General features: G+C 69.4%; 23 protein-coding genes. 14 read left to right on the top strand and 9 right to left on the bottom strand.

The features are described from left to right. Window positions 1–85: 85 nt before the first annotated feature. Window positions 86–1,069, top strand: a complete 984-nt coding sequence (locus AC1D1A_RS07690) for a spermidine synthase (protein ID WP_476947454.1) — start codon at window positions 86–88, stop codon at window positions 1,067–1,069. A gap of 42 nt (window positions 1,070–1,111) precedes the next feature. Here the strand turns inward: AC1D1A_RS07690 and AC1D1A_RS07685 are convergent, their stop codons facing one another. After that, window positions 1,112–2,029: a LysR family transcriptional regulator gene (locus AC1D1A_RS07685; protein ID WP_028277129.1), complete on the bottom strand. Its 918-nt coding sequence runs from the start codon at window positions 2,027–2,029 to the stop codon at window positions 1,112–1,114. Between the two features lie 131 nt (window positions 2,030–2,160). Here AC1D1A_RS07685 and AC1D1A_RS07680 point away from each other — a divergent pair, with 131 nt between their 5' ends. Together AC1D1A_RS07680 and AC1D1A_RS07675 are read left to right on the top strand one after the other, a co-directional pair. Next, window positions 2,161–3,543 (top strand): MFS transporter, encoded by a 1,383-nt coding sequence (locus tag AC1D1A_RS07680; RefSeq protein ID WP_223914618.1) that lies wholly within the window; start codon window positions 2,161–2,163, stop codon window positions 3,541–3,543. A gap of 78 nt (window positions 3,544–3,621) precedes the next feature. After that, window positions 3,622–4,371 carry a 3-hydroxybutyrate dehydrogenase gene (locus AC1D1A_RS07675; protein WP_223914617.1) on the top strand — a complete coding sequence of 250 codons (750 nt, stop codon included), beginning with the start codon at window positions 3,622–3,624 and terminating at the stop codon, window positions 4,369–4,371. A gap of 112 nt (window positions 4,372–4,483) precedes the next feature. Here AC1D1A_RS07675 and AC1D1A_RS07670 read toward each other — a convergent pair whose 3' ends face one another. Together AC1D1A_RS07670 and AC1D1A_RS07665 are read right to left on the bottom strand one after the other, a co-directional pair. After that, a complete protein-coding gene (locus tag AC1D1A_RS07670; RefSeq protein ID WP_230007224.1) occupies window positions 4,484–5,119 on the bottom strand; it encodes a LysE family translocator in 636 nt (211 codons plus the stop codon). A 64-nt stretch (window positions 5,120–5,183) separates the two neighbouring features. Beyond that, on the bottom strand, window positions 5,184–6,680 hold the full coding sequence (locus tag AC1D1A_RS07665) for an amino acid permease (protein WP_243181342.1): 1,497 nt from the start codon (window positions 6,678–6,680) through the stop codon (window positions 5,184–5,186). A 267-nt stretch (window positions 6,681–6,947) separates the two neighbouring features. Between AC1D1A_RS07665 and AC1D1A_RS07660 the strand changes: the two genes are divergently transcribed. After that, window positions 6,948–7,919, top strand: a complete 972-nt coding sequence (locus AC1D1A_RS07660) for an NAD(P)-dependent alcohol dehydrogenase (RefSeq protein ID WP_476947453.1) — start codon at window positions 6,948–6,950, stop codon at window positions 7,917–7,919. A gap of 46 nt (window positions 7,920–7,965) precedes the next feature. On the opposite strand, the gene AC1D1A_RS07655 is transcribed toward AC1D1A_RS07660, so the two are convergent. Then, on the bottom strand, window positions 7,966–8,406 hold the full coding sequence (locus AC1D1A_RS07655) for a protein-tyrosine phosphatase family protein (protein WP_230007227.1): 441 nt from the start codon (window positions 8,404–8,406) through the stop codon (window positions 7,966–7,968). A gap of 57 nt (window positions 8,407–8,463) precedes the next feature. Then, window positions 8,464–9,381 (bottom strand): SDR family oxidoreductase, encoded by a 918-nt coding sequence (locus tag AC1D1A_RS07650; RefSeq protein WP_476947452.1) that lies wholly within the window; start codon window positions 9,379–9,381, stop codon window positions 8,464–8,466. Between the two features lie 269 nt (window positions 9,382–9,650). On the opposite strand from AC1D1A_RS07650, the gene AC1D1A_RS07645 reads away from it, so the two are divergent. The 4 genes from AC1D1A_RS07645 (at window position 9,651) to AC1D1A_RS07630 (ending at window position 14,522) form a co-directional block, all read left to right on the top strand. Then, entirely contained in the window at window positions 9,651–10,571 is a 921-nt protein-coding gene (locus AC1D1A_RS07645; RefSeq protein WP_476947451.1) for an IclR family transcriptional regulator, read from the top strand. Between the two features lie 262 nt (window positions 10,572–10,833). After that, window positions 10,834–12,531, top strand: a complete 1,698-nt coding sequence (gene hutU, locus AC1D1A_RS07640; protein WP_476947450.1) for a urocanate hydratase — start codon at window positions 10,834–10,836, stop codon at window positions 12,529–12,531. A 9-nt stretch (window positions 12,532–12,540) separates the two neighbouring features. Further along, window positions 12,541–14,133, top strand: a complete 1,593-nt coding sequence (hutH, locus tag AC1D1A_RS07635) for a histidine ammonia-lyase (protein WP_476947449.1) — start codon at window positions 12,541–12,543, stop codon at window positions 14,131–14,133. A gap of 152 nt (window positions 14,134–14,285) precedes the next feature. Further along, window positions 14,286–14,522: a hypothetical protein gene (locus AC1D1A_RS07630; protein WP_018774814.1), complete on the top strand. Its 237-nt coding sequence runs from the start codon at window positions 14,286–14,288 to the stop codon at window positions 14,520–14,522. An 86-nt stretch (window positions 14,523–14,608) separates the two neighbouring features. On the opposite strand, the gene AC1D1A_RS07625 is transcribed toward AC1D1A_RS07630, so the two are convergent. Then, window positions 14,609–15,133, bottom strand: a complete 525-nt coding sequence (locus AC1D1A_RS07625; RefSeq protein ID WP_476856175.1) for a cupin domain-containing protein — start codon at window positions 15,131–15,133, stop codon at window positions 14,609–14,611. Window positions 15,134–15,203: 70 nt separating this feature from the next. On the opposite strand from AC1D1A_RS07625, the gene AC1D1A_RS07620 reads away from it, so the two are divergent. Further along, complete coding sequence (locus tag AC1D1A_RS07620; protein ID WP_476856176.1) at window positions 15,204–15,824, top strand: TetR/AcrR family transcriptional regulator; 621 nt, start codon at window positions 15,204–15,206, stop codon at window positions 15,822–15,824. Here the strand turns inward: AC1D1A_RS07620 and hutG are convergent. Together hutG and AC1D1A_RS07610 are read right to left on the bottom strand one after the other, a co-directional pair. Continuing rightward, entirely contained in the window at window positions 15,805–16,764 is a 960-nt protein-coding gene (hutG, locus tag AC1D1A_RS07615; RefSeq protein WP_476849831.1) for a formimidoylglutamase, read from the bottom strand. The genes AC1D1A_RS07620 and hutG overlap by 20 nt on opposite strands. A 160-nt stretch (window positions 16,765–16,924) precedes the next feature. Continuing rightward, a complete protein-coding gene (locus AC1D1A_RS07610) occupies window positions 16,925–18,367 on the bottom strand; it encodes an NCS2 family permease (protein ID WP_223915341.1) in 1,443 nt (480 codons plus the stop codon). A gap of 121 nt (window positions 18,368–18,488) precedes the next feature. Here AC1D1A_RS07610 and AC1D1A_RS07605 point away from each other — a divergent pair, with 121 nt between their 5' ends. Next, window positions 18,489–19,082 carry a copper resistance CopC family protein gene (locus AC1D1A_RS07605; protein WP_476947448.1) on the top strand — a complete coding sequence of 198 codons (594 nt, stop codon included), beginning with the start codon at window positions 18,489–18,491 and terminating at the stop codon, window positions 19,080–19,082. Window positions 19,083–19,122: 40 nt separating this feature from the next. Here AC1D1A_RS07605 and AC1D1A_RS07600 read toward each other — a convergent pair whose 3' ends face one another. Then, entirely contained in the window at window positions 19,123–19,752 is a 630-nt protein-coding gene (locus AC1D1A_RS07600; protein ID WP_476850003.1) for an FAD-binding protein, read from the bottom strand. Window positions 19,753–20,224: 472 nt separating this feature from the next. On the opposite strand from AC1D1A_RS07600, the gene AC1D1A_RS07595 reads away from it, so the two are divergent. The 4 genes from AC1D1A_RS07595 to AC1D1A_RS07580 all read left to right on the top strand — a co-directional run bounded on the left by AC1D1A_RS07595 (window position 20,225) and on the right by AC1D1A_RS07580 (window position 26,147). Continuing rightward, window positions 20,225–21,262, top strand: a complete 1,038-nt coding sequence (locus AC1D1A_RS07595; protein ID WP_476947447.1) for a universal stress protein — start codon at window positions 20,225–20,227, stop codon at window positions 21,260–21,262. Window positions 21,263–21,299: 37 nt separating this feature from the next. Beyond that, entirely contained in the window at window positions 21,300–24,032 is a 2,733-nt protein-coding gene (locus tag AC1D1A_RS07590) for a PEP/pyruvate-binding domain-containing protein (RefSeq protein WP_476947446.1), read from the top strand. 92 nt (window positions 24,033–24,124) lie between these two features. Next, entirely contained in the window at window positions 24,125–24,949 is an 825-nt protein-coding gene (locus AC1D1A_RS07585; protein ID WP_476947445.1) for a hypothetical protein, read from the top strand. A gap of 109 nt (window positions 24,950–25,058) precedes the next feature. After that, entirely contained in the window at window positions 25,059–26,147 is a 1,089-nt protein-coding gene (locus tag AC1D1A_RS07580; protein WP_476870152.1) for a LolA family protein, read from the top strand. Window positions 26,148–26,180: the final 33 nt, after the last annotated feature.

Raw genomic sequence — 26,180 nt, 5'->3', positions numbered from 1 at the left:
GTCCCGCGGTCTGGCCGCGCCCGGGGCCGCCTCCGGGGCCGCCGGTGAACTAGGGTTGAAACATGCACAATGCGGGGGATAGCTGATGGCCAAGCGGGGCAAAGGGCGGGGCGCCCAAACCGCCGGGCCGGGAGTGGTGGAAGTGCCCAAGGGTTCCCGCCCGGCCGGTCCTTTGGCCGGGGTGTACTACATCGATACCGGGGACTGCGAGCTGATCCCGGACCAGGACAATTCCACCGGCTGGCTCCTGCGCATCAACGGCGTCATGAGCTCGCACATTGACCTCGCGGACCCGTTGTTCCTCGACTTCGAGTACATGCGCTGGATGGCAGCCCTGGTGGAGTCGCGCTGGCCGCGGGAGCCTGGGCCCAAGCTGCGCGCCCTGCACCTTGGCGGGGGAGCATGCTCACTGGCGCGCTATTTCCACGCCGCCTACCCGGACGCCCGCCAGGTGGTGGTGGAGCTGGACGGCAAGCTGGCCGACTACGTCCGGGGCTGGTTCGACCTGCCCAAGGCGCCGTTGCTGCGCCTGCGCGTGGGAGAGGCCCGCGAGGTCACCGAGAGCCTGACCCCGCAGACCCGGGACCTGATCATCCGCGACGTCTTCGCCGGCTCGCTGACCCCGCGGCCGCTGACCACCCGGGAATTCATCGAGCACGCCAAGCGCGTCCTGGCCCCCGGCGGGATATATGTGGTCAACTCCGGCGACGCCCCGGACCTCAAGAATGCCCGCGAGGACGCCGCGACCATCGCCGACGCCTTTGCCTACACCGTGATCATCGCGGATCCGGCCATGCTGAAGGGCCGGCGCTACGGCAACATGGTCATGGCCGGCAGCGATGTCCCGTTCGACGACGACCCCGGCCTCGCGCGGCGCCTGCTCGGCGGTGCGGTGCCGGCCCACATCTGGAACGACGAAAAGGTGCGGGCGTTCGCGGCCGGCGCCGCCGTCCGGCATGACCCGAAGTCGCCCGTTCTCGCTGAGCCGGCCGCGGAACCGCCCGTTCTCGCTCAGCCGCCCGCCGAGCCCCCGGCTGGGCCCCGCGCAGGGACGCCGACTGCTCCGTAGCAGCCCTTTTGCGGCACCATATTTGCGGCACTATAGAGGCGGCTACGGAGCAATCGATGGGGCTGCTCCGCGGCCCAGCAGGGCATCGCGGTGCGCCGCGGTCTGCTCCCGCAGCGCCTGCACGAGCGCGGCCACCGCCGGCCGGCGCATCGAATCGGGCCGGAGCACCATCCAGTAGGGCAGCAGCTCCGCGAATTCCTCCGGCAGGAGCCGGACCAGGTCCGGATGCAGGTCGGCCGCGAAACAGGGCAGGAACCCAATCCCGGCGCCGGCCCGGGTGGCCTCCACGTGGACGAAGACGTTGGTGGAGCTCAGCCCGTCCCGCATGGTGGGCACCAGCCGCCGCGGGGCGTCCAGATCGTCCACCTGCAGCATCGAATCGACGAAGTAGACCAGCGAGTGGGCCGTCAGTTCCTCCACGGTGGCCGGGGTGCCGTACTCGGCGAGGTAGCCGCGGGAGGCGTACATTCCCAGCATGTACTCGCCGAGCCGCGCGGCCTCTGCCCGGTGCACCTGCGGCTCGCCGACCACCACCTCGATGTCCAGGCCGGACCGCTGCTGGAGCGCCCGGCGCGTCACGGTGATGATCTCGACGCTGAGGCCGGGATGGTCGCGGCGGAGCCGGGCCACGGCCGGGGCGGCGATGTAGGCGCTGAATCCATCCGTCGCGGTCATCCGTACGACGCCGGTGATGGGGTCCGGGGTGTGCCCGGGCTGCTCCAGGGTGCGCACGGCACTCTCGACCTGCTCGGCCACCCGAACAGCCTCGGCACCGAGCTCGGTGAGCTCCCAGCCGCCCGAGGCGCGGGAGAGCACGCGGCCACCCAGCGCCTTCTCCAGCGCCGCGATCCGGCGGGAAACGGTGGTGTGGTTCAGTCCGAGCGTCTGTGCCGCCGTCGTGAATTTCGCCGAACGGGAGACCGCGAGCAGGACCAGCAGGTCATCGGGATTGGCGTTCATATCTGCAATTCTGCACATAGCGGGTGCTGGTTTGGCCATTGAATCGCCGTGGATGTGCGGCAATACTCAATGAAGCCATTTCAGTGCTGTGCGTCACAGCGCGTGTCACCGTGGACACTAAGGAGAATCAGATGAGCGTAAACGAACGCTCTGCAACAACCGCCGCAGCACCCGCATCCAAGGGTTCCGGGCTCAAGAAAATCGTCGCCGCATCGATGGTGGGAACCGTCGTCGAGTGGTACGAATTCTTCCTCTACGCCACCGCCGCCACCCTGGTGTTCGGCAAGTACTTCTTCCCCGCCACGGGCAACGAACTGGACGGCATCATCCAGGCGTTCCTGACCTACGCCGTCGGTTTCGTGGCCCGCCCCCTGGGCGGCATTGTCTTCGGCCAGATCGGCGACAAGCTCGGCCGCAAGCCCACCCTGCAGCTCACCATCATCATCATCGGTGTCTCCACCTTCCTGATGGGCTGCCTCCCGGGCTTCGCCACCCTCGGCTACCTGGCGCCGGCGCTGCTGGTCCTCCTGCGCTTCATCCAGGGCTTCGCCCTCGGCGGCGAATGGGGCGGCGCAGTCCTGCTCGTCGCCGAGCACAGCCCCAACAAGTCCCGTGGCTTCTGGTCCAGCTGGCCCCAGGCCGCCGTTCCCGTCGGCAACCTGCTGGCCACCCTGGTCCTGTTCATCATGTCCAACGTGCTCAGCTCCGCCGACTTCCTCAGCTGGGGCTGGCGGGTGGCGTTCTGGCTTTCCGCCGTGATCGTGTTCGTCGGTTACTACATCCGCACCCACGTCTCCGAATCGCCCATCTTCCTCGAGGCCAAAGCCCAGCTGGAAGAGGATCAGTCCGCCAGCTACGGCGTCCGCGAAGTCATCCGCAAATACCCCAAGGGCATCCTGCAGGCCATGGGGCTCCGGTTCGCGGAAAACATCATGTACTACCTCGTGGTCAGCTTCGCGATCGTCTACCTGAAGTCCGTGCACAAGTACGACACCTCCTCGCTGCTGCTGGCCCTGCTGATCGCCCACGTCGTCCACTTCCTGGTCATCCCGCAGGTCGGGCGCCTCGTGGACAGCTGGGGCCGGAAGCCGGTCTACCTCATCGGTGCCGTCACCGGTGCCACCTGGCCGTTCTTCGCCTTCCCGATGTTCGATACCCGCAACCCGGTGATCATCGTCCTGGCCGTCACGATCGGCCTGTGCCTGCACGCCTTCATGTATGCCGGCCAGCCGGCCCTCATGTCGGAGCTGTTCCCGACCCGGATGCGCTACGCCGGGGTCTCCCTTGGCTCGCAGGTCACCTCGATCTTCGCCGGTTCGCTGGCGCCGCTCCTGGCCACCCAGTGGCTCAAGGACACCGGCTCCTGGCTGCCCACCGCGATCTACCTGCTGGTCGCCTGCGCCATCACCACCGTCGCAGTGCTGAGCCTGAAGGAAACCAAGGGCATCGCGTTGGAGGACGTGGACCGGGCCGACGCCGAACGCGAAGGCCTGCCCGTAGCAGCCACCCGCTGAGCTGCTTGAGTTTTGGGCCGGCTCCAGCCACGCTGGAGCCGGCCGCCTCATCGAATTTTTGACACGGAAGGCTGAGTTATGGAAAACACGCTGAACGGACGCAAGGCCCTGGTCACCGGCGGCGCCGGCGGGATCGGCGCGGCGAGCGTCCGGGCCCTGGCGGCACGCGGGGCCAAAGTGGTGATCGCGGATAGGGACGAGGCCGCCGCCGCCGCGCTCGCCGACGAAATCGGCGGCACCGCGTGGGCCGTCAACCTGCTCGACGTCGAATCCCTCCAGACGCTCAGCCTGGACTGCGACATCCTGGTGAACAACGCCGGAATCCAGCGCATCAGCCCCATCGAGGAGTTCGATCCGGCCGACTTCCGCCGCATCATCACCCTCATGCTGGAGGCCCCGTTCCTGCTGATCCGGGCCGCGTTGCCGCACATGTACGCCAACAACTTCGGCCGCATCATCAACCTGTCCTCCGTGCACGGGCTCCGGGCCTCGCCGTTCAAGAGCGCCTACGTCTCGGCCAAGCACGGGCTCGAGGGCCTGAGCAAGGTGACGGCCCTCGAAGGTGGGGCGCACGGCGTCACCTCCAACTGCATCAACCCCGGCTACGTCCGCACGCCCCTGGTTGAATCGCAGATCGCGGACCAGGCCAAGGTGCACGGCATCCCGGAGTCCGAGGTGCTCGCCAAGATCATGCTGACCGAATCAGCGGTCAAGCGGCTCGTGGAGCCCGAGGAAGTGGCGTCCCTGGTGGCGTGGCTGGCATCCGACGACGCCGGCATGGTCACCGGCGCCAGCTACACGATGGACGGCGGCTGGTCCGCGCGGTAGCCCGTCGCCGCTCAAACCAACGCGGGGTCAGCTACGGCCCATTCAGAGGGCATTAATGGGCGCTAATTGACCCCGCGTTGTGCTGCTGGAGTTGAGCGGCTGGAGCAGCGTGCTAGTCCTTGGTGCCTGTCAGGGCCAGCGTGCCGCCCAGCCCGATCATCATCACGCCGCCGGTGGTGCTGAGAGCGGCGATCCGCCGGGGGGAGCGGGCAAACCAGTGCCGGGCCGTCCCGGCCGCGAGGGACCACGTGCTGTCCGAGACCAGGGCAATGAGCAGGAAGACCGCACCCAAGGTGGCGAGCTGCACGGGAATCGCTCCGGCCGAGTAGTCCACGAACTGGGGAAGCACGGCCACGAAGAACACAATCGACTTGGGGTTGGTCGCGCCGACGATGAAGCCCTCCCGGAGCACGCGGGCGGTCGAGGCCGGGTTCGAGGTCGACGCCGTCGCCGCTCCGCCGCCGCGGTGCCGGATCGCCTGGATCCCGAGGTAGACCAGATAGGCGGCGCCGGCGAATTTCACCACGCTGAACAGCAGCAGGGACTGCGCCAGCACCACGCCGACGCCCAGGGCCACGGCGGCGATCTGCACCACCTCTCCGGCCGCGTTTCCCAAAACGCTCAACAGGCCGCCCCTGCGTCCCAGGGCCAACGTCCGTCCGATCACGAACAGCACGCTGGGCCCCGGGATGGCGATGAGTACGAGGGCGGCAAGGGCAAAGGCCAAGAGGTTGGTGGCGGGGACCATGCCTGATCCTAACCCCGCGAGGGCCCGCCCGGGAGCGTCTTAATCCCTTGGGGGCGAGGCACCATCACCGCCCGGCGGGAACCTGCGGGAGCTGGGCGGTTTCGTCGACCAGTTCCGCCCGCGCCCGGCCGTGGCCGCGGACCCAGAGGCGGTAAGCGAGCACCAGGACGCCCAGCCAGGCGGCGCCCACGTACAGCGCCACCCGGGTGTCCTCGAAGGCGCCCAGAATCACGATCACCAGGGCCATGAACGCGATCGTCAGTATGGAGGCGGCGGGCCACCACGGCGACGGGAACTCCGACGCCGGCAGGGACTTGCGGGCGATCTCGCGTTTCATGGCGACATGGGAGGCCAGGATCATGGCCCAGACCCAGACGGTCGCGAAGGTGGCGATCGAGGCGATCAGCAGGAAGACGTCTTCCGGGATCACGGCGTTCAGCACCACCCCCACCAGCAGGATGCCGGTCATCATTACCACGGTCATCCACGGCACCCCGTGACGGGAAACCTTGCCGAAGCTCGCCGGTGCGTGGCCCTGCCGGGCCAGGCCGAAGAGGATCCGGCCGGCGCCGAAGATGTCGCTGTTGACTGCCGAGAGCGCCGCCGTGATCACCACGGCGTTGAGGATGTGGGGTGCGGCGGGGATGCCCAGGCCGCTGAAGATCTGCACGAAGGGGCTGCCGTTGCTGCCAATTTCGTCCCACGGGAACAGGCTCATCAGCACGCCGAGGGTCAGCACATAGAACAGCAGGACCCGGACGGGCACGGTGTTGACGGCCTTGGGGATGACCTTTTTCGGATCGGCGGCCTCACCGGCGGTGATGCCGAGGGTCTCCACGCCGCCAAACGCGAACATCACCACGGCGAAGGAGGCAAGGAGTCCTTCGAATCCGTTCGGGAACAGGCCTCCGTGGTCCACGAGGTTGCCGAGCCCTGGTGCCACGGTGGCGCCGCCGGCCTGGAAACCGAAGACGATGATCGCCGCCCCGCCCGCGATCATGGCGATGATGGCCGCCACCTTGATCAGGGAGAACCAGAATTCCAGCTCGCCGAACACCTTGACGCTGAGCAGGTTCAGGGCAGCCAGGAAGAAGATGATGGCCAGAATCCAGACCCAGCGCTCCACGCCGGGGAACCAGAATCCCATGTAGATGCTGAACGCCGTGACATCCGCGATGGCCACGATCGCCATCTCAAAGACGTAAGTCCAACCGGTCACAAACCCGGCCAGCGGTCCCAAGTAGCGGCTCGCGTACTGGCCGAAGGACCCGGACACCGGATGCCGCACCGCCATCTCGCCGAGGGCGCGCATCACCATGAAGACCGCGGCGCCGCCGATCATGTAGGCCAACAAGACGGCGGGCCCGGCCTTCTGGATGGCGGAGGCGGAGCCGTAGAACAGCCCCGTGCCGATCGCCGAGCCCAGCGCCATGAAGCGGATGTGGCGGACGTTGAGTCCCCGGCTGAGTACGGAGTCGACGGCTGCGCCGACGGCGGTGGCAGCGCTGCCGGTGCCGGCCTCGGCAGGAGCCGCCTTCGTAGCGGTTTGGGCTTGTTGCATGCGAATACCTTCTCGTCATTGGGAGGGGGATCGCCATCCAGCAGACCATGTCCGGCCTTGCTGTGAGGAGTCTCACGGGAACTTCGTGTCTTTGATTTCAGACTGTGCGGCGCCCCCGCGCGCGGAGCCGGCCGCCGTCGCCGTCGAACCCCAACCGGCGGGGGAGCGGCGAAAGAGCTTGACAACATGTCAGGATTTCTTCACATTCAAGGTGTCGCCCGGCGCCTGCGGTTACGGAATGGCGAGCTGACCCAGAGGAGAAGCACCATGAAAGCGATCGTCCAGGATGTTTACGGTTCCGTTGAGGTGCTGGAACTGCGCGACGTCGACGCCCCGGTGCCCGGCGACGACGACGTGCTGATCCGGGTCCGGGCCGCCGGCGTCGACCAGGGCGTCTGGCACCTCATGACGGGCCTTCCGTACCTGACCCGTGTGGTCGGCTACGGGCTCAGGAAACCGAAGACCCGGATCCGGGGCCGGGCCGTGGCCGGCCGGGTGGAGGCTGTCGGCCGGAATATCGTCGGCTTCCGGACCGGGGATGAGGTGTACGGCACCTGCGAGGGATCCTTCGCCGAATACGCGTGTGCAAAAGAAGGCCGGCTCGCGCCGAAGCCGAAAAACCTCAGCTTCGAACAGGCCGCCGCCGTCCCGATCTCGGCCGTCACGGCCCTGCAGGCGCTCCGGAACGCCGGCAGGATCCAGGCCGGGCAGGAGGTCCTCGTCATCGGCGCGGCCGGCGGTGTCGGCGCGTACGCCGTACAGCTCGCCAAGGCGTTCGGGGCGCAGGTGACGGGGGTGTGCAGCACCGCGAAAACCGATCTGGTCCGCTCCATCGGCGCGGACCACGTCATCGACTACACACACGACGATTTCGCGGACGGATCCCGGCAATTCGACCTCATTGTGGACACCGCCGGCAACCGCCCGCTCACCGTCCTGCGGCGGGCGCTCAAGCCGAAGGGCACGCTCGCGATCGTCGGCGGGGAAGGCGGAGGGCGGCTGACGGGCGGATTTCAACGCTCGCTCGGCGCCGGGCTGCTCTCCGTGTTTGTCGGCCAGCGGCTCAGAGGCGTCATGGCTGCAGAGCGGGCGGAGGACCTCCGGTTCCTGACCGGGCTCATCGAGGCGGGCGCGGTGACCCCGGTCATCGGCAAGAGCTACGCCCTGGCGGACGCGCCGGCGGCAATCCGGGACCTGCGTGATGGACACCTCCGCGGGCAGGCCGTCGTCACCGTTTGAGCCCGCTTGCCGGTTGGCCGGCGTTACGGTTTTTGGGCGGAGCCGCCTAGGGCGTTCCGGTCCGGAAGCGGGTCACGTACTGCCGCTGCCAGGGAGTTTCCACTGTCCGGCGCCGGTACTGGCGGCGGACGTAGGACACTGCCTGGCCGGGCGGGACTCCGTCCAGGATCGCGATGCAGGCCAGTGCGGTGCCGGTCCTGCCGATCCCGCGCCAGCAGGCCACTTCAACCCGTTCGGTCTCGGCCCGGCGCCAGGCCTCCCGGAACGCCTCGAGGGCATCCGGCTGGTCGACCGGCAGCCGAAGGTCGGGCCAGGGCACCCATCGGGACTCCCACCCCACGGGCGGCGGCTGCTTGCCCAGCAGGTACACGCCGAACTCGGGAAACGGCCCGGCCGGAAGCGGATAGTGCAGGCCGCGCCCACGAATGAGCCGGCCGGACGGAAGAGCCATGATGCCGTCCGCGGAAGTTTCCCACGTGTGCTTCATGAACCCGATCGTAGTCTTTCCCGCCGCCGGTTGTCCGTGACACGGAACGGCCGGATGTCAGCGGTATCCGGAGGCATCGGCGTCGAGTCCTGCTTCCTGGACCTCCACGAGGTACCTCCAGCAGTCCGGCTGCGAGCCGTCGGTGTCGGTGAAGCCGTACTCGCGGGCCAGCGCGCCGGACGAATACGAGCCGCCCGTGCGGCCGAGCACGTGGGGGTCCGCCGCCAGGGCCGCGACCGCACGCCCGACGAACAGCGGGCTTTCCGAGATCGCGGCAAAGTGCGGCTGCGTCCCGGCGGCCTCCCGCCAGTTTGCCTCGGTGACGCCAAAGTGTTCGAGCATCATCTCCGAACGCATCCAGCCGGGCGTCAGCGCCACCGCCGCGCAGCCGGAGGATCTCAGCTCCTCCGCCTGGCTGAACGCCAGGCGGAGCACCGCGGTCTTGACGAGGTCGTAAAAGACGGAGACCCGGTAGTGCTGTGCGTTGTACTCGCGGGTGCCGTCGGTCATCTCCACCACCAGGCCGCCGGGGCGGCGGTTGAGCAGCGGCAGCGCGAAGTGGCTTGTGATGAGGTGGGTGTCCAGGCCAAGGCGGAGCATCTGCAGTCCGGCATTCAGATCGTGCGCCCAGAGCGGAGTGTTCCATTCGATGAAGTCCTCGCCGCCCCAGATGTCGTTGACAAGGATGTCCAGGCGGCCCTGCTCGGCGTCGATCCGCTGCACGAGGGCTTCCACCTCCGCAGCCTGGCGGTGATCGACCTCGATGGCGATTCCAGTGCCGCCAGCGGTGCTGACAAGCCCGGACGTCTCCTCGATCGTCTCGGGCCGGTTGTAGTCCGAACGGTGGCGGGAGGTCGTGCGGCCGGTGCAGTACACCACCGCTCCTGCCTCGCCGAGGGCGACGGCGGTGCCGCGGCCGGCGCCGCGCGTGGCCCCGGCAACCAGGGCGACCCTGCCCGACAGCGCTGCATCCACGTCTGTGCCTTCCCTCCGGAACCATCCCGCATGGGGCTCAGCCGGCGACGGGCTGGTTCCAATGACCGGGCATACCACGGGGAAGCCGGCGCCCACATTCATCGGAACACCGGGGGGCTGGCCGGGCTAGGGGCGGAAGGCCCGCCGCAGGTATGTGGCCTTTGTCCGGCATTCCAGACAGCCGTTCCTGTGCGAGGCTGTCGGTTGACCGTCGCCGGGCGCATGCTTAAGTACGGGATACCGGACACCACCGACCCTGAAGAGGATCCATGCCACCCACCAATACTGCCGTGAGCCCCGCCGCCGAGACTTTGTCGGCTGCGACCGACGCGACTCCGGCGCAGTCCGCCGCGACTTTGTCCGCAGCGCCTGACACACCCGCGCCCAAGGCCGTCCACCGGGCCGCCGGAACCAAGGCGGCGTCGAAGGTGCCGGCCGCCGAGAACACGCTGCGCATCCTCAAGCTGCTGGCCTCCCGGCGCGGGCCGATGGCGGCGTCGAACATTGCCACCGCGCTGGGACTGCCGCGCTCCAGCGTCTACCACCTGCTCGGGGTGATGGAGGCGAACGGCTTCGTGCTGCACCTGCACGAGGAGCAGCGCTACGGCCTGGGCATCAGCGCATTCGAACTCAGCTCGGCCTACTCCCGGCAGGAGCCGCTGTCCCGGCTGGGCCGGCCGATGCTCGCCTCGCTCGTGGACGTGATCGGCGAAAGCGCGCACCTGGCGGTGCTGCACGGCCGCGACGTGCTCTACATCGTGGAGGAGCGGGCCAAGAACCGGCCGTCCCTGGTGACCGACGTCGGCGTCCGGCTGCCCAGCCATCTCACGGCCAGCGGGCGGGCCATCCTCGCCGCGCTGCCGAAGTCGCAGGTGCGGGCGCTGTACCCGAACGCTGCAGCCTTCACGGCCCGGCACGAAACCGAATCGCCCATCATGAAGTACTCCGCGCTGTCTTCGCATCTGGACCAGGTCCGCCAGCGCGGCTACGCCACCGAACACGGCGAGGTCACGCCCGGATTCGGTTCGATCGCCGCCGCCGTGACCGACCACGTGGGGTGGCCCACCGCCGCCGTCGCCGTGACGTTCCTGGAGGACAAGCTGCCCGCGGATCAGTGGCCGGTCCTGGCCGCCCGGGTCCAGAAGGTCGCCAACGAGCTCTCGGTCCGGATCCACGGCCGCCCCGCCTGACCGGTTGCCCCATCCCACCCCACCCCACCCCCGGTTGCGCTGTCACCTAGGGCTCCCATTCGCCCTTTTTGGCAACCGGAAGTGATAGCGCAACGGGGGAGGGGAAGGGTCTGGAATCCCGGACAGCACCCCTCCGGCAGGCCTGTTTCCGCGGCCGCTAAGGGGCTTTAGTTGATACAGAACCTCATTCCTCCGGATACACCAGGACACCAGTCCGAACAGACATCATCCGGCCACATATCCAGCGACAAAGGAGACCCTCATGGCACCCGCCGATTTCACCACCGGTGCCCGCCCGGTCAAAGCAGCCCGCGGCACCGAGCTCACCGCCAAGAGCTGGCAGACGGAAGCCCCGCTGCGCATGCTCATGAACAACCTCGATCCCGAGGTCGCCGAGCGCCCCGATGACCTGGTGGTCTACGGCGGCACCGGCCGCGCCGTCCGGTCCTGGGCCGCGTTCGACGCCATCACCCGCACCCTGGAAACCATGGAAAAGGACGAGACCCTGCTGGTCCAGTCCGGCAAGCCGGTTGGCGTCTTCCGCACCAACGAATGGGCACCGCGCGTGCTGCTGGCAAACTCCAACCTCGTCGGCGACTGGGCGAACTGGCCCGAGTTCCGCCGGCTCGAGGCCGAGGGCCTGATGATGTACGGCCAGATGACCGCCGGGTCCTGGATCTATATCGGCACCCAGGGCATCCTGCAGGGCACCTTCGAGACCTTCGCCGCGATCGCCCGTAAGCTCACCGGGGACGAGAACGGCACGCTCGCCGGCACCCTGACCCTCACCGGCGGCTGCGGCGGCATGGGCGGCGCCCAGCCGCTCGCCGTCACCCTGAACGACGGCGCCTGCCTGATTGTCGACGTCGACGAGACCCGCCTGCGCCGCCGGGCCGGGAAGCGCTACCTCGACGAGGTCGAAACTGATCTCGACGCCGCGATCGCCAAGGTCCTGAAGGCCAAGGAAGAACGCCGCGGCTGGTCCGTGGGCTACGTCGGCAACGCCGCCGAGGTCTTCCCCGAGATCCTGCGCCGCCACAACGCCGGCGAGCTCACCGTCGACATCGTCACGGACCAGACCTCCGCGCACGACCCCCTGAGCTACCTGCCCGAGGGCATCACGGTGGAGGAATGGCACAGCGAGGCTGCGGCAGATCCCGAGGGCTTCACCAAGAAGGCCCAGGCCTCGATGGCCAAGCACGTCCAGGCGATGGTCGAGTTCCAGGACGCCGGCGCCGAGGTCTTCGACTACGGCAACTCCATCCGCGACGAGGCCCGCAAGGGCGGCTACAACCGCGCCTTCGATTTCCCCGGCTTCGTCCCGGCCTACATCCGGCCGCTGTTCTGCGAGGGCCTCGGCCCGTTCCGCTGGGTGGCCCTCTCCGGCGACCCCGAGGACATCGCAGTCACGGACAAGGCCATCAAAGAGCTCTTCCCCGAGAACAAGCACCTGCACCGCTGGCTCGATGCCGCCGCCGAACGGGTCGAGTTCGAAGGCCTGCCGGCCCGCATCTGCTGGCTCGGCTATGGCGAACGCGCCAAGGCCGGCCTGCTGTTCAACCAGCTCGTCAAGGAGGGCAAGGTCAAGGCGCCCATCGTGATCGGCCGCGACCACCTCGACTCCGGCTCCGTCGCCTCCCCGTACCGCGAGACCGAGGCCATGGCCGACGGCTCCGACGCGATCGCCGACTGGCCGCTGCTCAACGCCCTTCTCAACACGGCCTCCGGCGCCACCTGGGTTTCCATCCACCACGGCGGCGGGGTCGGCATCGGCCGCTCCATCCACGCCGGCCAGGTCTCCGTCGCCGACGGCACCGACCTCGCCGCGGAAAAGCTCGCGCGCCTCCTGACCAACGATCCCGGCATGGGCGTCATCCGCCACGCCGACGCCGGCTACGACCGCGCCGTCGAAGTCGCCAAGGAACGCGGCGTCCGCATCCCGATGAACGAAACGAAGTAGGACTTCACCATGACTATCACCACGCATTCACCGCTCACCGTCACCCTCGGCTCCAGCGGTGTCACCCCCGAAGACGTCGTCGCCGTCGCCCGCCACGACGCCCACGTCACCATCGCCCAGGACGCCCTGGACGCCGTCGCCAAGGTCCGTGCCCACATCGACGACCTCGCCCACAGCGAGGTCCCGGCCTACGGGATCTCCACCGGCTTCGGGGCGCTGGCCAACCGGCACATCCCCAACGAGCTGCGCACCCAGCTGCAGAAATCCCTGATCCGCAGCCACGCCGCCGGCATGGGCCCGGCCGTGGAACGCGAAGTGGTCCGCGGCATCATGTTCCTGCGCGCCAAAACCCTGGCCTCCGGCCGCACCGGCGTCCGCCCGGTGGTGCTGCAGACCATGGTGGACGTGCTCAACGCCGGCATCACCCCGGTGGTCCGCGAATTCGGCTCCCTTGGCTGCTCGGGCGACCTCGCGCCGCTGTCCCACTGCGCCCTGGTCCTGATGGGCGAAGGCGAGGCGACCGGCCCCGACGGCACACTGTACGGGAGCAAGGATGCCCGCCCGGTCGCCGAGCTCCTCGCCGCGCACGGCATCGAACCCGTCACGCTGGCCGAAAAGGAGGGCCTGGCCCTCGTCAACGGCACCGAGGGCATGCTCGGCATGCTGCTGATGGCCATCGCGGACATCCGCCAGCTGCTTACGACGGCGGACATCACCGCCGCGCTCAGCGTCGAGGCGCTGCTCGGCACCGACCAGGTGTTCCTGCCGGAGCTGCACGTGGCGCTGCGCCCGCACCCAGGCCAGGCCGCCGCCGCGGACAACATGCTCCGTGTGCTGTCCAACTCCCCGATCGTGGCCTCGCACCGGATCAACGACACCAAGGTCCAGGACGCCTACTCGCTGCGCTGCGCACCCCAGGTGGCCGGCGCCGTCCGCGACACCGTGGACCATGCCGCCCTGGTCGCCTCCCGCGAACTGGCCGCCGCGATCGACAACCCGGTGGTCCTGCCCGACGGCCGGGTCAGCTCCAACGGCAACTTCCACGGCGCCCCGGTGGCCTACGTGCTGGACTTCCTGGCGATCGCCGTCGCGGACCTGAGCTCCATCGCCGAGCGCCGGACCGACCGGATGCTGGACCCGGCCCGCTCGCACGGGCTGCCCGCCTTCCTGGCCTCGGACCCCGGCGTCGACTCGGGCCTCATGATCGCCCAGTACACGCAGGCCGGCCTGGTCTCGGACAACAAGCGGCTGGCCGTCCCGGCGTCGGTGGACTCGATCCCGAGCTCGGCGATGCAGGAGGACCACGTCTCCATGGGCTGGCACGCGGCCCGCAAGCTCCGCCGCTCGGTGGAGAACCTGCGCCGGGTCCTGGCGATCGAACTGGTGACCTCGGCCCGGGCGCTGGACATCCGCACCCAGCTCTCCGGCGGCGAACTCACGCCGGGACCTGCGGGCGCGGCCGTGATCGCCGCGCTGCGCGACGTCGTCGACGGTCCGGGCACCGACAGGTTCCTGTCACCGGAGCTCGAAGCGGCGGATGTCCTCGTGGCCTCGGGCAAGGTCCGGGCGGCGGCCGAATCCGCCGTCGGAAATCTCGCCTGAGAAGAAACAAAATGCAGGGCAGCTGAACAATTCCCGGCGCCCCCGAAATCTTTGGCGACACGGACGGCGGGGGCCCGGGAACTGTAGTACAAATGGAGAGTCCACACCAACGAAGTTGTGGCAAAGAACACATACAAAGGGGTAGAAGTTCTATGAAAGCACGCGGCACGGTACTGTCCAGGCGCCTTGCATCCGCAGCTACGGTTTCCGACTGGAGCGGCCTTCGGGTCGGCGAACGCGTCGAAATTGTCAAGCACGCACAGGTCATTGCGGCCGGTGAGGTCGAAGAGGTCTCGGTAAGCGGGAATGTGCTCTGGCTGGTCCCCGCGGGGCCGTCCGAAACGCAGCTTTTCCTGCAGTCCGACGGCGTGCAGGTCCGCCGCAGCTAGGCTGAGCGTTTTCACCAGAAAGTCCCCGCCACGGCGGGGACTTTCTGCGTTTCGGGGCCCAGGGCCCAGATGTGGGCGCGGTGCTGTCAGTGCCCAGTGAACGGCGGCGGACCCAGCAGCACGATCCCGCCGTTTTTACGTGCCGACTCCTGGACTCTGCCAAAGTCAACCAGGCCCGGCGCGACGGATTCGCCGGCAGGGTCCCCGGCATCGTTGCCGGGGGAGAGGGGTATGCTCGCGTCCCAGTAAAAGGCCTCGCAGCATCCGGGGGTGTGCAGGCAAAGCATCCGGGCGGAGTCGGAGACCACCATGAAGGCGTGTGGAACGCCCCGCGGGGCCACGGCCAGTCCGCCGGGGCCGATCCGGTGCTCTCTCCCGTCCATATGCACGAGGATCTCGCCGTCCAGGATGTACATGGTTTCATCCGAATCGGGGTGGCTGTGCAGCGGTGTCATTTTCCCGCCGGACATCTGGTCCTCGAACAGCAGGAAGGCCCCGGCGGTCTCTTCCGCCCTGGCCTTCCAGGTGTGGACTCCGCCGCCGAAAAACCATCGGCGCTCGCCCTGGTCTTCCGCGCGGATGATGGCTGCCGGGTTGCTGGCCGTTTCCATAAGATCGCCCCTTCGCCGAGGACTACATGGGACGCGTGTCCCATGACAAGACTCGGGTACCATGAGATCCATGTCAACCCCCTATCAGGACGCCGGCCGGACGGGGCAGAAGCGCCGCACTTTTGAGGCCCTGTTGGCTGCAGCCCGCGAGGCCGTCGCGGACGGGGTCGCCCCCACCGTTGACGGCACCGCGGCAGCGGCCGGGATTGCCCGGAGCACGGCCTACCGCTACTTCCCGAGCCAGCGGGAATTGCTCGCCGCAGCCCACCCGGAAACGGCCCGGCAGTCCCTGCTGCCGGCGGATGCCCCCGAGGATCCAGCGGAGCGGCTCGACGCCGTCGTGCTGGAGTTCACACGGCTGATCCTCTCCACCGAGGCGCAGCAGCGGACCATGCTCAGGCTGTCCCTGGAACGTGACCGCGGAAAGTCGGACTTGCCGCTGCGGCAGGGGCGCGCGATCGCTTGGCTTGAGGAAGCACTCGCGCCGCTCCAGCGGAAGCTGTCCGGACCTGAAATCCGGGCGCTAGCGCTGGCCATCCGCAGTGCCATCGGGATTGAGGCCCTCGTCTGGCTGACGGACATCGGCGGTCTTACGCAGGAACAGGCTGTGGCGTCGATGCGTTGGTCCGCCCAGGCCCTGCTCGCACAGACCCTGACGTCCGGGCCGCCGCCTATCCCAGCAGCGTATTGACCAGCCGGGCCGCCACTTTGGCGGTGCGGCCGTCGATGTCGAACTCCGGGTTCAGCTCGGCGATATCCAGATGCAGGAGCTTCCCGCTCGCGGCCACCTGGCGGCACACGGCGCTGATCACCGGCAGCGGCACACCAAAGGCCGCGGGAGCGCTCACCCCGGGGGCCACGGAGGCCGGCAGCACGTCCAGGTCGATGGTCAGGTACACAGCGTCCACCTGTGCCAGGAAGGCTGCCACAAACGCGTACGCGGCGTCCGCCGAGCAGTCCTCGTCCAGCAGATAGTCCACGCCGAGCTCGTCTGCCGTCCGGAACAGCGTCCGGGTGTTGTTCGGCTCGGAAATCCCGACGACGGCGTAGCGCAGCTCCCGGCCGGCGGCTGCTTCGGCGCGGGCCATCTGGAGGAAGGGCGTGCCGGAGCTGGGCACCGGCTCATCGCGGAGGTCGAAGTGCGCATCGAGATTCAGCACGCCGACGCTCAGGCCCTCGCGCACGGCCGCCGACCCGGCCACGCCGAGATAGCTGGCAAAGGCGGTCTCGTGCCCGCCGCCGAGCACCACGGGAAGCCCGCCGGCGTCGAGCAGACTGGTGATCGCGAGCCCGGCGCGTGCCTGTCCTGCCTCTAGCGCGTCCCCGGCCACGGTGACGTCGCCGGCGTCGTGCACGGCCCGCGTCAGGTGGAACGCGAGCGGGCCGAGCGCGGCCCGGATGGCGGCGGGGGCGGCCGCGGCGCCGGTCCGGCCCTTGTTGCGCCGCACCCCGGCGTCGCTGCCGAAGCCGAGGATGACGGCGGGGCGCGCAGCAGGGACACCCGCCGGAACCGTGCCGGGAGCGTAGGGGGTCACCCCCTGCCACCAGCGCCGGTGCTCGTCGCCGTCGCCGTCGAACCTGCCGGTCCAGGGCTGGGGCGGGACATCAACGGGGAGCGCGGGAGAAACCATGCCCCTAGCTCACCGCAGCCCGGGCCGGAAAACCAGCCGGGCCGCCGTCGGACTGTCCGGAATCCCGGAAACTGAGCTTAACAACGGTTAAGCAGCGCCGGGTGGGCCACGCCCGGGTGGGCGTGGCCCACCCGGCGGCGTGACCGCGGGCGGGGCTGCGTTAGTGGATCCCCAGGACGGCCTCGATCGGGCCGATCGCGAAGAAGAGCAGGAACGCGGACGCCACGGCCCACATGAGCGGGTGCACCTCGCGGGCCCGGCCCTCGAACAGGCGGATCAGCACGAAGCTGATGAAGCCCGCGCCCAGGCCGTTGGCGATCGAGTACGTGAACGGCATGAGGGTGAAGGTCAGGAAGGCCGGGATCGCGATGCCCCAGTCCTGCCAGTCGATCTTGCCCACCTGGGAGACCATCATGAAGCCGACCACCACGAGGGCGGGGGCCACGGCCTCGAACGGCACGAGGTTGATCAGCGGGGTGAAGAACATCGCCACAAGGAACAGCAGGCCGGTCACGACCGAGGCCAGGCCGGTGCGTGCGCCTTCGCCGATGCCGGCACCGGACTCGACGTAGATCTGGTTCGAGGAGACGGAGGCGCCGCCGCCGATGATCGCGCCCAGGGCGTCCACCTGCAGCACGCGGTCGACGTCGGGGATGTTGCCGTCCTTGTCGATGGTGCCGGCCTCGGTGGCCAGGCCAACCATCGTGCCCATGGCATCGAAGAAGATGCTGAGCAGGATCACGAACGCCAGCAGGGTCGCCGCGACGAAGCCGAGGTGTTCAAAGGCGCCGAAGGGGTTGGCCTTGCCGATCAGGGACAGGTCCGGGGCCGCCCACTCGGAGAACTGCGGTGCCACGAGGGACCAGCCCTGCGGGTTGTGGTTCTTGCCGTCAAAGCTGGGCCCGATGTGCAGGATGGATTCCAGGATCACGGACAGGATGGTCGAGGCCACGATGCCGATCAGGATGGCGCCCTTGACCTTGCGGACCACCAGCGCGATGGTCAGGATCAGGCCGAAGACGAACACGAACGTCGGCCAGCCCAGGAGCTTGCCGTCGAAGCCCAGGCCGACCGGGACGGTGGTGCCGGCGACATCGGGGACGCGGCGCACGAAGCCCGCGTTGACGAGACCGATCAGGGCGATGAACAGGCCGATGCCCACCACGATCGCGGTCTTCAGCCCCTCGGGTACGGCCTTGAACACGGCCGTCCGGAAGCCCGTGAGGACCAGGATCAGCATGGTGATGCCCGAGAGCATCACCAGGCCCATCATGTCCGGCCAGGTCAGGCCGGGGTTCGTGGCCACCGTGACGGCGACGAACGCGTTGACGCCGAGCCCGGTGGCCAGGGCGAAGGGATGCTTGGCCCACGCGCCCATGAGGATGGTCAGGATGCCGGCCACGAACGCGGTGACGGCGGCGACGGCGGGGAAGCCCAGCGTGGCGCCCGAGGAGTCCGGCCCGGAGAGGATCAGCGGATTCAGCACCACGATGTAGCTCATGGCGAAGAACGTGGCGAACCCTCCGCGGATCTCGCGCGAGACGTTCGACCCCCGCTCGGATATTTTGAAATACCGGTCGAGTGCCGAGCCCTGCTTGAGCATTAGGTCTTGCATTAGTCCTCCGGGAGTGATGGGTGTTGCATATATCTTATTTGGCGCCCGAGGGCCAACCCTGCGTTTTCGCCTAGTCTGTAAGGAAGCCAACACTAGGAGTAGCCTGCCCATGCGCCGTATCCGCCAGCTTCGCAGTGCCCTGCTGGGCGCCGTCGTCCTTGTGGCCGTCCTGCTGGGAGCAGTGAGCCCGGCGTCGGCGCACGATACCGCGGAGTCCACCAGCCCGGCTGCCGGAGCAACCGTCGCGGCACCGCCGGAGCAGGTCTCGGTCACGTTCAACCACAATCCGCTCGCCCTGGGGTCGCAGATCGTGGTCAATGATGCCACCGGCGCCAACTGGTCGGACGGTCCCGTGGAAATCGTGGACAACGTCGCTGCGCAGAAGCTGAAGTCCGGCGCCCCTAAGGGGCAGTACACCGTGCACTGGCGGGTGGCCAGTTCCGACGGCCACCCGATCGAGGGCAGCTTCACCTTCACAGCGACGGCGGCTGCGGCAGGCACGACGGCGGCTGCCGCAGTCCCCACGATGGGCACCGCCCAGCCGGGGACCACGCCCGCGCCTGCCCCTGCGCCGGCCGGGTCGCAGCAGTTTCCCTGGAGCGTCATGGTCTTCGTCGCCGTCGGGGTCGGCATCCTGGTGGCCCTGGGCCTGATGGCGAAACGCCGCCTCACACCGGACGAGGGCGGCGACACCGAAGGCTGAAACAAGCCAATGCAACTCCGGCAACGCGGCCAAAGCGCTGCTAGGCGGGGGCGGCCAGGGCAAAGCCGCCGGGCAGCAGCGCGGGGATCCCGTTCGGGTGGACCTTGGCCGAGATTGCCTGTCCCACCACTTTGGCCTGACGCAGGACTTCCTTGGGCGTCGGGGTAATGAGCTCGCCCACCCCCACGAGGTACATACCCAGGGCATGCATCGCCGCCATGAGATTCTGCCCGGCTGCCATGCCAAGTTCCGAGAGCATCCGGCGCAGCTGGCTGTGGGCGCAGCGGGTCAGGACAAGGTGGTCGGCCAGCAGGACGCCGCCCGGGGTCTGGACGGCCCACTTCTCCGTGGGTGAGCCGTCCGTGCCGGCCTCCAGGAGGTCCAGCTGCAGGGCCCGGATGTTGTTCCGCACGTCGAGCTTGTGGCTTGCGGCGTAGTTGCGCAGGTGCCGCAGGATTTCGTTGCGCTCCCTCAGGCTGCCGGCGTCCGCCGCGTCGCAGCGCTGGAGCGAGGAGGTGTTGGCCGGATGGCCGGCACCCAGGAGGTCGAGCCCGTCCACAATGATGGACGCAACGCCCCGGCGCTGGAGCTCGCTGGCCACAGCCAGGCCCGAGAGCCCCGTCCCGATGACTACGGCGGTGGTCCGCTCAATCCCGCCGTACAAAGGCATGCTCGACACTGCAGGGTACCTCCTTGAAATGGTGCGAGTCGCGGGGGAAACCCCGGACGCCAACCCGTGCCTGGTTCCACAGCCCCAGCGGCTGCTTTCTGGAACACCAGTCTCGGTTCAGCAATGCCTCGAAGGATACCTAAGATTCCCGCCCGTGGATAGGGGAGGTAGGACATTGGCTGTGGTGCCGGATTCCGGCGGTTTCCGCGCTCCCGCTCCAGCGGAAACCGGCTCAAAAGCCTGAATTTCCGGGTCAGGAAACGGCGTGTTAATTCTGCGTAAATCCTTCCGCCGCGGGCGGCCGGGGGCGCCTTGCCGCCGTCTTGAATGTTCGCAATTAACCGAGAATAGTGAGGAAAATCAGGGGTTCCTGCACGCAGATTCCGGGTCGCCTCGCCGGTGGACGCCGGGCGGCAGTACTTCTGGCAGAATAGCCGCAACATCAGGCAAGAATCGCGAGGAGGCGGACCCTATGGGCCGTGAACAGGTGCATCCGGACCCGGCATGGGAGACCGGTGGCGAGCCGGCGCCGCCCCGCGGAATCGTCGTGGGAGTGGACGGCTCGGACCACAGCCACTGCGCCTTGGTGTGGGCGGCCCGTGAGGCGGAGCGCCGCCGCCGCCCGCTGCACATCGTGACCGCCTATTCCGTTCCGATCTTCGCCGCTTCCGGGCTCGACGGCGGCTACGCCACGGTGGACGACTCCGTGATCCGCGAGGGCGCCGAAGCCATCCTCAAGCACGCCATGGACAAGATCGCCTTCTACAACATCGACGTCGACGCGTCCGTCGAAAACGGGGACGCGTCCGGCGTGCTGCTGGAAATCAGCGAAACCGCGGAGCTTCTGGTCTTCGGCACCCGCGGCCGCGGTGGCTTCGTGGGCCGGCTGCTCGGCTCCGTCAGCAGCGCGCTGCCCGCCCACTCGAAGTGCCCCACCGTGACTGTGCCGCTGATCTGCGCGGACCGCCTGGGCGAAACCACAGACGACAAGCACGTCCTCGCCGAACGGGCCAAGTCGGGCAGCCAGCCGGTGGAGAACGTCGTGGTCGTCGGCGTCGACGGTTCCGAGCAGGCCCGCGTCGCCGTGCTGGAGGCCGCAGCGCAGGCCGAGCGGCTCTCCGCCCGGCTCCGCGTGGTGTGCGCGGTGCCGCAGTACACCGGCTCGCTGGCATGGGTGCCCACCCCGATGGACCGCGACGCACTGTTCGCCGACATCAAGGTCCAGCTCGACGCCGGCGTGGCCTGGCTGCGGAGCCACTTCCCCGCCCTGCAGGTGGAGACGCAGCTCGTGGACGGCTCGCCCGTCGACATCCTCGTCGACGCCAGCCGGCACGTGGAGCTCGTGGTGGTCGGCACCCGCGGGCGCGGCGGATTCACCGGAATGCTGCTGGGCTCCACGTCCGACGGCGTCCTCCACCACGCCAAGGGGCCGGTCATGGTGGTGCCGGACCGCGACGACCCGCGGCTGGCGGACAGAGCCACCTTCGGCCCGATGCTCGGCGACTCCTAGAAGGCGACGGGCCCGGCGTCGGAAGGACGGTTAACGGATGGAGCACCCCGGGACGCCGGACCCTGCCGAGGGCGGGCCGGTCCTGGCCCTTGAACGCCTCGGCCCGGACATGCTCGCCACCGTCGGCGGGAAGGCGGCGAACCTGGGCGAACTGGCACGCGCCGGCCTGCCGGTGCCCGCCGGCTTCTGCCTGACCACCACTGCGTATCTGGACGCCACGGCATCCCCGGCGCTGGCGGACGTGCACCGCGCCCTCGCCGCAACAGCCCCCGACGACCTGGCGGGGCTGGCTGCGCGTGCGGCGAAGGCCCGCGCGCTGGTGCTCGACGCCGATGTCCCCGCCGGCATCGACGCCGCCGTGCGCGCCGCCTACGCGGCGCTGGGCACCGACGCGGCGGTCGCCGTGCGGTCCTCCGCGACCGCCGAAGACCTGCCGTTTGCCAGCTTCGCCGGCCAGCAGGACACTTTCCTGAACGTGGTGGGCGCGGATGCCGTGCTGGCTGCCGTCCGCCGGTGCTGGGCCTCGCTGTGGACAGACCGCGCGGTGACCTACCGCGCGGTGCAGGGGATTGAGCCCTCGGCGGTGTCCCTCGCCGTGGTGGTCCAGCGCATGGTGGACGCGGCCGTGGCCGGGGTGCTGTTCACAGCCAATCCCGTGACCGGCCGGCGGCACGAGGCCGTCATCGACGCCAGCCCGGGGCTGGGGGAGGCCGTGGTGTCCGGGGCGGTCAACCCTGACCACTTCGTGCTCGACGGCACCACGGGACGGATCCTCGAGCGACGAATCGGGGACAAGGGCATGCTCATTCGTCCCCTGCCCGGCGGCGGCACCGAGCGGGTGGCGCAACCTGACGCCGGGCTGGCGCCCAGCCTGGACGACGCGCAACTGGCGGCACTGGAGCTCCTGGGCCGACGCGCGGAGGTGCACTTCGGCTCGCCGCAGGACCTCGAATGGGCCATCGGCCGGGACGGTGCCGTGTGGCTGACGCAGTCCAGGCCGATCACCACGCTCTATCCGATGCCGGACCGGCCTCCCTCCGGGCCGACGCCGCGCGTGTATTTGTGCTTCAGCCTGGCCCAGGGGCTGACCCGGCCCCTCACCCCGATGGGACTCGCCGGCATCCGGCTGATTGCGTCCTCGGTTGCGGGGGCCGCGCATTTCCCGGTGCCGGTGCCCCGTGACGGGCCCGCGCCGTACGCCGAGGCAGGCCAGCGCATTTTCTTCGATCTCACGCCGGTTCTCCGGAGCCAGACCGGGCGCGCCATTGTCCCCCGGGTATTCGACATCATGGAGGCGCGCTCCGCGGCCGTGCTGCGCAACCTGTTCGACGATCCCAGATTCTCCGTCACCATAGGATCGCCGTGGCCGCTCCTGCGCCACGTCGCTCCGGTGGCGGCGCGGGCGAAGGTCCCGGAGACCTTGATCCGCGGCCTCCTCCGGCCCGAGGCGGCACTGCGCCGGGCAGACCGTGTGGGCGAACAGCTCCGCGCGGCACTCGCGGTGCCCGCCGGCGCCACCGCCACGGAGCGTCTGGACCACGTCGAGCGGATCCTTGGCCAGCATGTCTTTGCCGTGGTTCCCGCGATCCTGCCGCTGCCCGCCCTGGGGTTCGCCTTGCTGGCCATGGCCGGAAAACTCGCCGGGAACCCCGGGAACGGGGCGCTGCAGGAAGTCCTGCGGGGGCTGCCCAACAACGTGACCACCGAGATGGATCTGGACCTGTGGTCGCTGGCTACTGCCATCCGCAACGACCCGGCGTCGGCGGCGGTGTTCGGGGAAGCCGCATTGCCCGAGATAGCCCGGCGTTACCGGGCGGCGGACCTGCCCGGCGTCGTGCAATCCGAGCTGCGGGACTTCCTGGGCCGGTACGGCCACCGCGCCGTGGCGGAGATCGATGTCGGCATGCCCCGCTGGTCTGATGACCCGACCCACATCCTCGGGGTTCTGGCCAACTATCTGCGCATGGATGATCCTGCGCTCGCCCCGGACCGGCAGTTCGGCAAGGCGGCCCGCGAGGCGGAGGCGCAGGTGGCCCGGCTGGTGGCAGCGGCGGGGCAGCGCAACCGCCTTCGCGGTGCACTCGCGCGGGCCGCGCTGCGGCGGACCCGGATGTTCGCCGGGCTGCGTGAGCTGCCCAAGTACCACCTCGTGGAAGCGCTCGGCGCCGTCCGGCAGCAGCTCGCAGCCGTCGGGGCCGAACTCGCCGCGGCCGGGGCCATCGATGCGGCGGACGATATCTTCTTCCTCGACCTGGCTGACGCGCACCGGGGGCTCGGCGGCGCCGCGCTGCAGGGTCTCGTGGCACGGCGCCGGGAGGCTTACGCGGCCGAACTGGGCCGCCGGCACATTCCCCGCGTGCTGCTCTCGGACGGCACCGAGCCCGAGGCGGTGCAGACCACAGCCGGCGGAAGGGGGCCGGCGGGTTCTGACGGCGGCGCGGGGCGGCTCTCCGGCACGCCGGCTTCGGCCGGCACCATCACTGCCCGGGCCCGGGTGATCCTGGACCCCCAGGGCGCGCACCTGGAACCGGGCGAGATCCTCGTGGCGCCGTCCACCGATCCGGGCTGGACGCCGTTGTTCCTGACAGCCGGCGGCCTCGTGATGGAAATGGGCGGGCCCAACTCCCACGGCGCCGTCGTCGCCCGGGAATACGGGATCCCCGCAGTGGTGGGGGTCCCCGACGCGACGTCGAGGATCGCCACGGGCCACAGCATTACGGTCGACGGCGCCGCCGGCACCGTGACGCCGTCAACGTCGCCGGCACCCTGACGCCGCCACTCTGACGCCGGCCAATTCGTGCCGGGCCGCCCGCGGCGGCGGGCTCCGCACCATGGTGTCGGCCGGCTCGCTACAGTGGGGCCATGAGCGAAGTGCGCGGCTCCGAGGGCCGGGAGCCCGGGAGCGCCGGAGTTCCTGCGGCGGGCATACCGGCGCCTGACACCCGGCCGCCCGCAAGCCCCGCGCCCGGAGCCCCCGCGCCCGCGACTGACGCCCCCGCGCCCGCGGCCCCCGCGCCCGCGACTGACGCCCCCGCGCCCGTGGACCCGGACGCGTGGCTGCCGGAGTGGTTCGTGGGGCGTCCGCTCACGGCCGGCTGGGCGTGGGCCGGGTTCTGGGCGGTGCTGATCGTGGCCGACGAGTTCCTGGATCTGGCCGGCTGGTCCTGGTACGTGCTGGTTGGCCTCGCCGCCCTGCCGACGCTGCTGGCAAGCATCGCCCTTCTGCACGCCACCCCGCGCCGCTACCTGAAGCCGCGCCGGGACTCCGTCCTGGGCCACTTCTTCGTCCGCTTCCTGGCCCTGATCGCCGCCTTCCTCGTGTGGGGCGTGTCCGTGGTCATGAGCGCCTCGATCTCAACCACCCTCCAGTCACTCGTCGGGGCGTCCGAACGCGAGGTCACCGCGGTGGGCTTCAACCTCCTGCTGGCCGCGATCCCGCTGGTGGTCTCAGTACTGTGGCTGGCCTTCATCATTCGCTGCGCCTGGTTCCTGCGGCGGCTCCGGGGCTGGAAACAAACGCCGGAACCGGGCGCCGTGCCCAAGAAGTTCCTGCGGGACAGGCCGCGGCTGAGGCGGGTGGTGGTGGGCCTGGCCCATCCCGGCCTGCTGCTCGTGGCGGGCCTGGGCACCTCCGTGCTCGCGTTCCTGCTGGGCGCCGTGGAACTGACCATTAATGTGCTGAAGTAGGATAACCGGGCCGCCGGGGCCAGGCGTACTGTTGACCTATGAGCTGCACTGAAGCGCGCATTCCCCAGGCGCGGATAGTTGGAACATCTCTTTCCGGAGCGCGGTCACGATGACGCGCACGTGGCTGCGCTGGCTGCCCGCTGCCGCCGTTCCTGCCGTTATTGCCGCCGGCGCGCTGGCCGGATCCCTGCCCGCCAGCGCCGGGGATCCCCTGCCGCCCAAGACGCCGGAGCAGGTGCTGCAGTTGATTGCCCAGCACCGCCAGCCCGCTCTCTCCGGAACCCTGGAACAGTCCTCTGCGCTCGGGCTTCCTGAGCTGCCCAAGACCGGTGCCGGCCCGGACGCGTCAGGGACGGCATGGCTCGAACTGCTGACGGGGCCGCACACCGCGCGGGTTTATCGCGACGGCCCGGACAACGCCCGCGTCCAGGTGATGGACCGGCTGGCCGAACGCAACGCCATCCGCCACGGCAACGACGTGTGGTTCTACAACTCCAAGGACAACACGGCCGCCCATGCCCAGCTCCCGGCCGACGACGCCGGTGACACAGGCCGTCACAGCGCCGGCACCGACGTCACCGCCACCCCCGACCAGCTCGCCGCGATGCTTCTGGCCAAGATCGAACCGGGCACCGACGTGGCGGTGGGCGCCGATGTCCAGGTAGCCGGCCGGCCCGCCTACAACCTGGTGCTGACACCAAAGTCCGATGCGACGCTGGTCGGGTCCATCGCAGTAGCCGTTGACGGCCAGACCGGGCTGCCGCTGGGCGTCGAGGTGAAGGCGCGCGGACAGTCGGATCCCGCCTTCCGCGTCGCCTACACCAGCCTGACCCTCGGGGCCCCCGACGCGTCGGTCTTCACGTTCACCCCGCCGCCGGGCGCCACGGTCGAGGAGATTCCGGTAAAGGAGCACAAACACGGAAACGACGCCGGGAACGCCACAGCGCCGGCGGCCAAGGACCGCGCCGGCAAGCCGGCCGTCACCGGCTCTGGCTGGGACTCGGTTGTTGAGTTCCCGGCGGGAACGGCCGGCCCGGCGTCGGACGCCACGGCCCTGCTCGAACAGGCCACCGTCCCGGTCCAGGGCGGCCGGCTCTTGTCCACCGCGCTGGTGAACGTGTTGGTGCTCGACGACGGCCGGGTCGTCGCCGGCTCCGTGCCACTGGAGCGGCTCCAGGCCGCTGCCGCACAGAAGTGATGTCCGGTGCGGTATCCGGTGGCCGACGGTTGC

This window comes from Arthrobacter sp. P1_B9 (assembly GCF_056406495.1).
This window is presented reverse-complemented; position numbering and strand designations above follow the sequence as displayed.

Bases quoted from the DNA above. Each gene is read 5' to 3' on its own strand.
- AC1D1A_RS07690 (WP_476947454.1), top strand. From the start codon at position 86: ATGGCCAAGCGGGGCAAAGGGCGGGGCGCCCAAACCGCCGGGCCGGGA.
- AC1D1A_RS07685 (WP_028277129.1), bottom strand. From the start codon at position 2,029: ATGAACGCCAATCCCGATGACCTGCTGGTCCTGCTCGCGGTCTCCCGT.
- AC1D1A_RS07680 (WP_223914618.1), top strand. From the start codon at position 2,161: ATGAGCGTAAACGAACGCTCTGCAACAACCGCCGCAGCACCCGCATCC.
- AC1D1A_RS07675 (WP_223914617.1), top strand. From the start codon at position 3,622: ATGGAAAACACGCTGAACGGACGCAAGGCCCTGGTCACCGGCGGCGCC.
- AC1D1A_RS07670 (WP_230007224.1), bottom strand. From the start codon at position 5,119: ATGGTCCCCGCCACCAACCTCTTGGCCTTTGCCCTTGCCGCCCTCGTA.
- AC1D1A_RS07665 (WP_243181342.1), bottom strand. From the start codon at position 6,680: ATGCAACAAGCCCAAACCGCTACGAAGGCGGCTCCTGCCGAGGCCGGC.
- AC1D1A_RS07660 (WP_476947453.1), top strand. From the start codon at position 6,948: ATGAAAGCGATCGTCCAGGATGTTTACGGTTCCGTTGAGGTGCTGGAA.
- AC1D1A_RS07655 (WP_230007227.1), bottom strand. From the start codon at position 8,406: ATGAAGCACACGTGGGAAACTTCCGCGGACGGCATCATGGCTCTTCCG.
- AC1D1A_RS07645 (WP_476947451.1), top strand. From the start codon at position 9,651: ATGCCACCCACCAATACTGCCGTGAGCCCCGCCGCCGAGACTTTGTCG.
- hutU (WP_476947450.1), top strand. From the start codon at position 10,834: ATGGCACCCGCCGATTTCACCACCGGTGCCCGCCCGGTCAAAGCAGCC.
- hutH (WP_476947449.1), top strand. From the start codon at position 12,541: ATGACTATCACCACGCATTCACCGCTCACCGTCACCCTCGGCTCCAGC.
- AC1D1A_RS07630 (WP_018774814.1), top strand. From the start codon at position 14,286: ATGAAAGCACGCGGCACGGTACTGTCCAGGCGCCTTGCATCCGCAGCT.
- AC1D1A_RS07625 (WP_476856175.1), bottom strand. From the start codon at position 15,133: ATGGAAACGGCCAGCAACCCGGCAGCCATCATCCGCGCGGAAGACCAG.
- AC1D1A_RS07620 (WP_476856176.1), top strand. From the start codon at position 15,204: ATGTCAACCCCCTATCAGGACGCCGGCCGGACGGGGCAGAAGCGCCGC.
- hutG (WP_476849831.1), bottom strand. From the start codon at position 16,764: ATGGTTTCTCCCGCGCTCCCCGTTGATGTCCCGCCCCAGCCCTGGACC.
- AC1D1A_RS07610 (WP_223915341.1), bottom strand. From the start codon at position 18,367: ATGCTCAAGCAGGGCTCGGCACTCGACCGGTATTTCAAAATATCCGAG.
- AC1D1A_RS07605 (WP_476947448.1), top strand. From the start codon at position 18,489: ATGCGCCGTATCCGCCAGCTTCGCAGTGCCCTGCTGGGCGCCGTCGTC.
- AC1D1A_RS07600 (WP_476850003.1), bottom strand. From the start codon at position 19,752: ATGCCTTTGTACGGCGGGATTGAGCGGACCACCGCCGTAGTCATCGGG.
- AC1D1A_RS07595 (WP_476947447.1), top strand. From the start codon at position 20,225: ATGGGCCGTGAACAGGTGCATCCGGACCCGGCATGGGAGACCGGTGGC.
- AC1D1A_RS07590 (WP_476947446.1), top strand. From the start codon at position 21,300: ATGGAGCACCCCGGGACGCCGGACCCTGCCGAGGGCGGGCCGGTCCTG.
- AC1D1A_RS07585 (WP_476947445.1), top strand. From the start codon at position 24,125: ATGAGCGAAGTGCGCGGCTCCGAGGGCCGGGAGCCCGGGAGCGCCGGA.
- AC1D1A_RS07580 (WP_476870152.1), top strand. From the start codon at position 25,059: ATGACGCGCACGTGGCTGCGCTGGCTGCCCGCTGCCGCCGTTCCTGCC.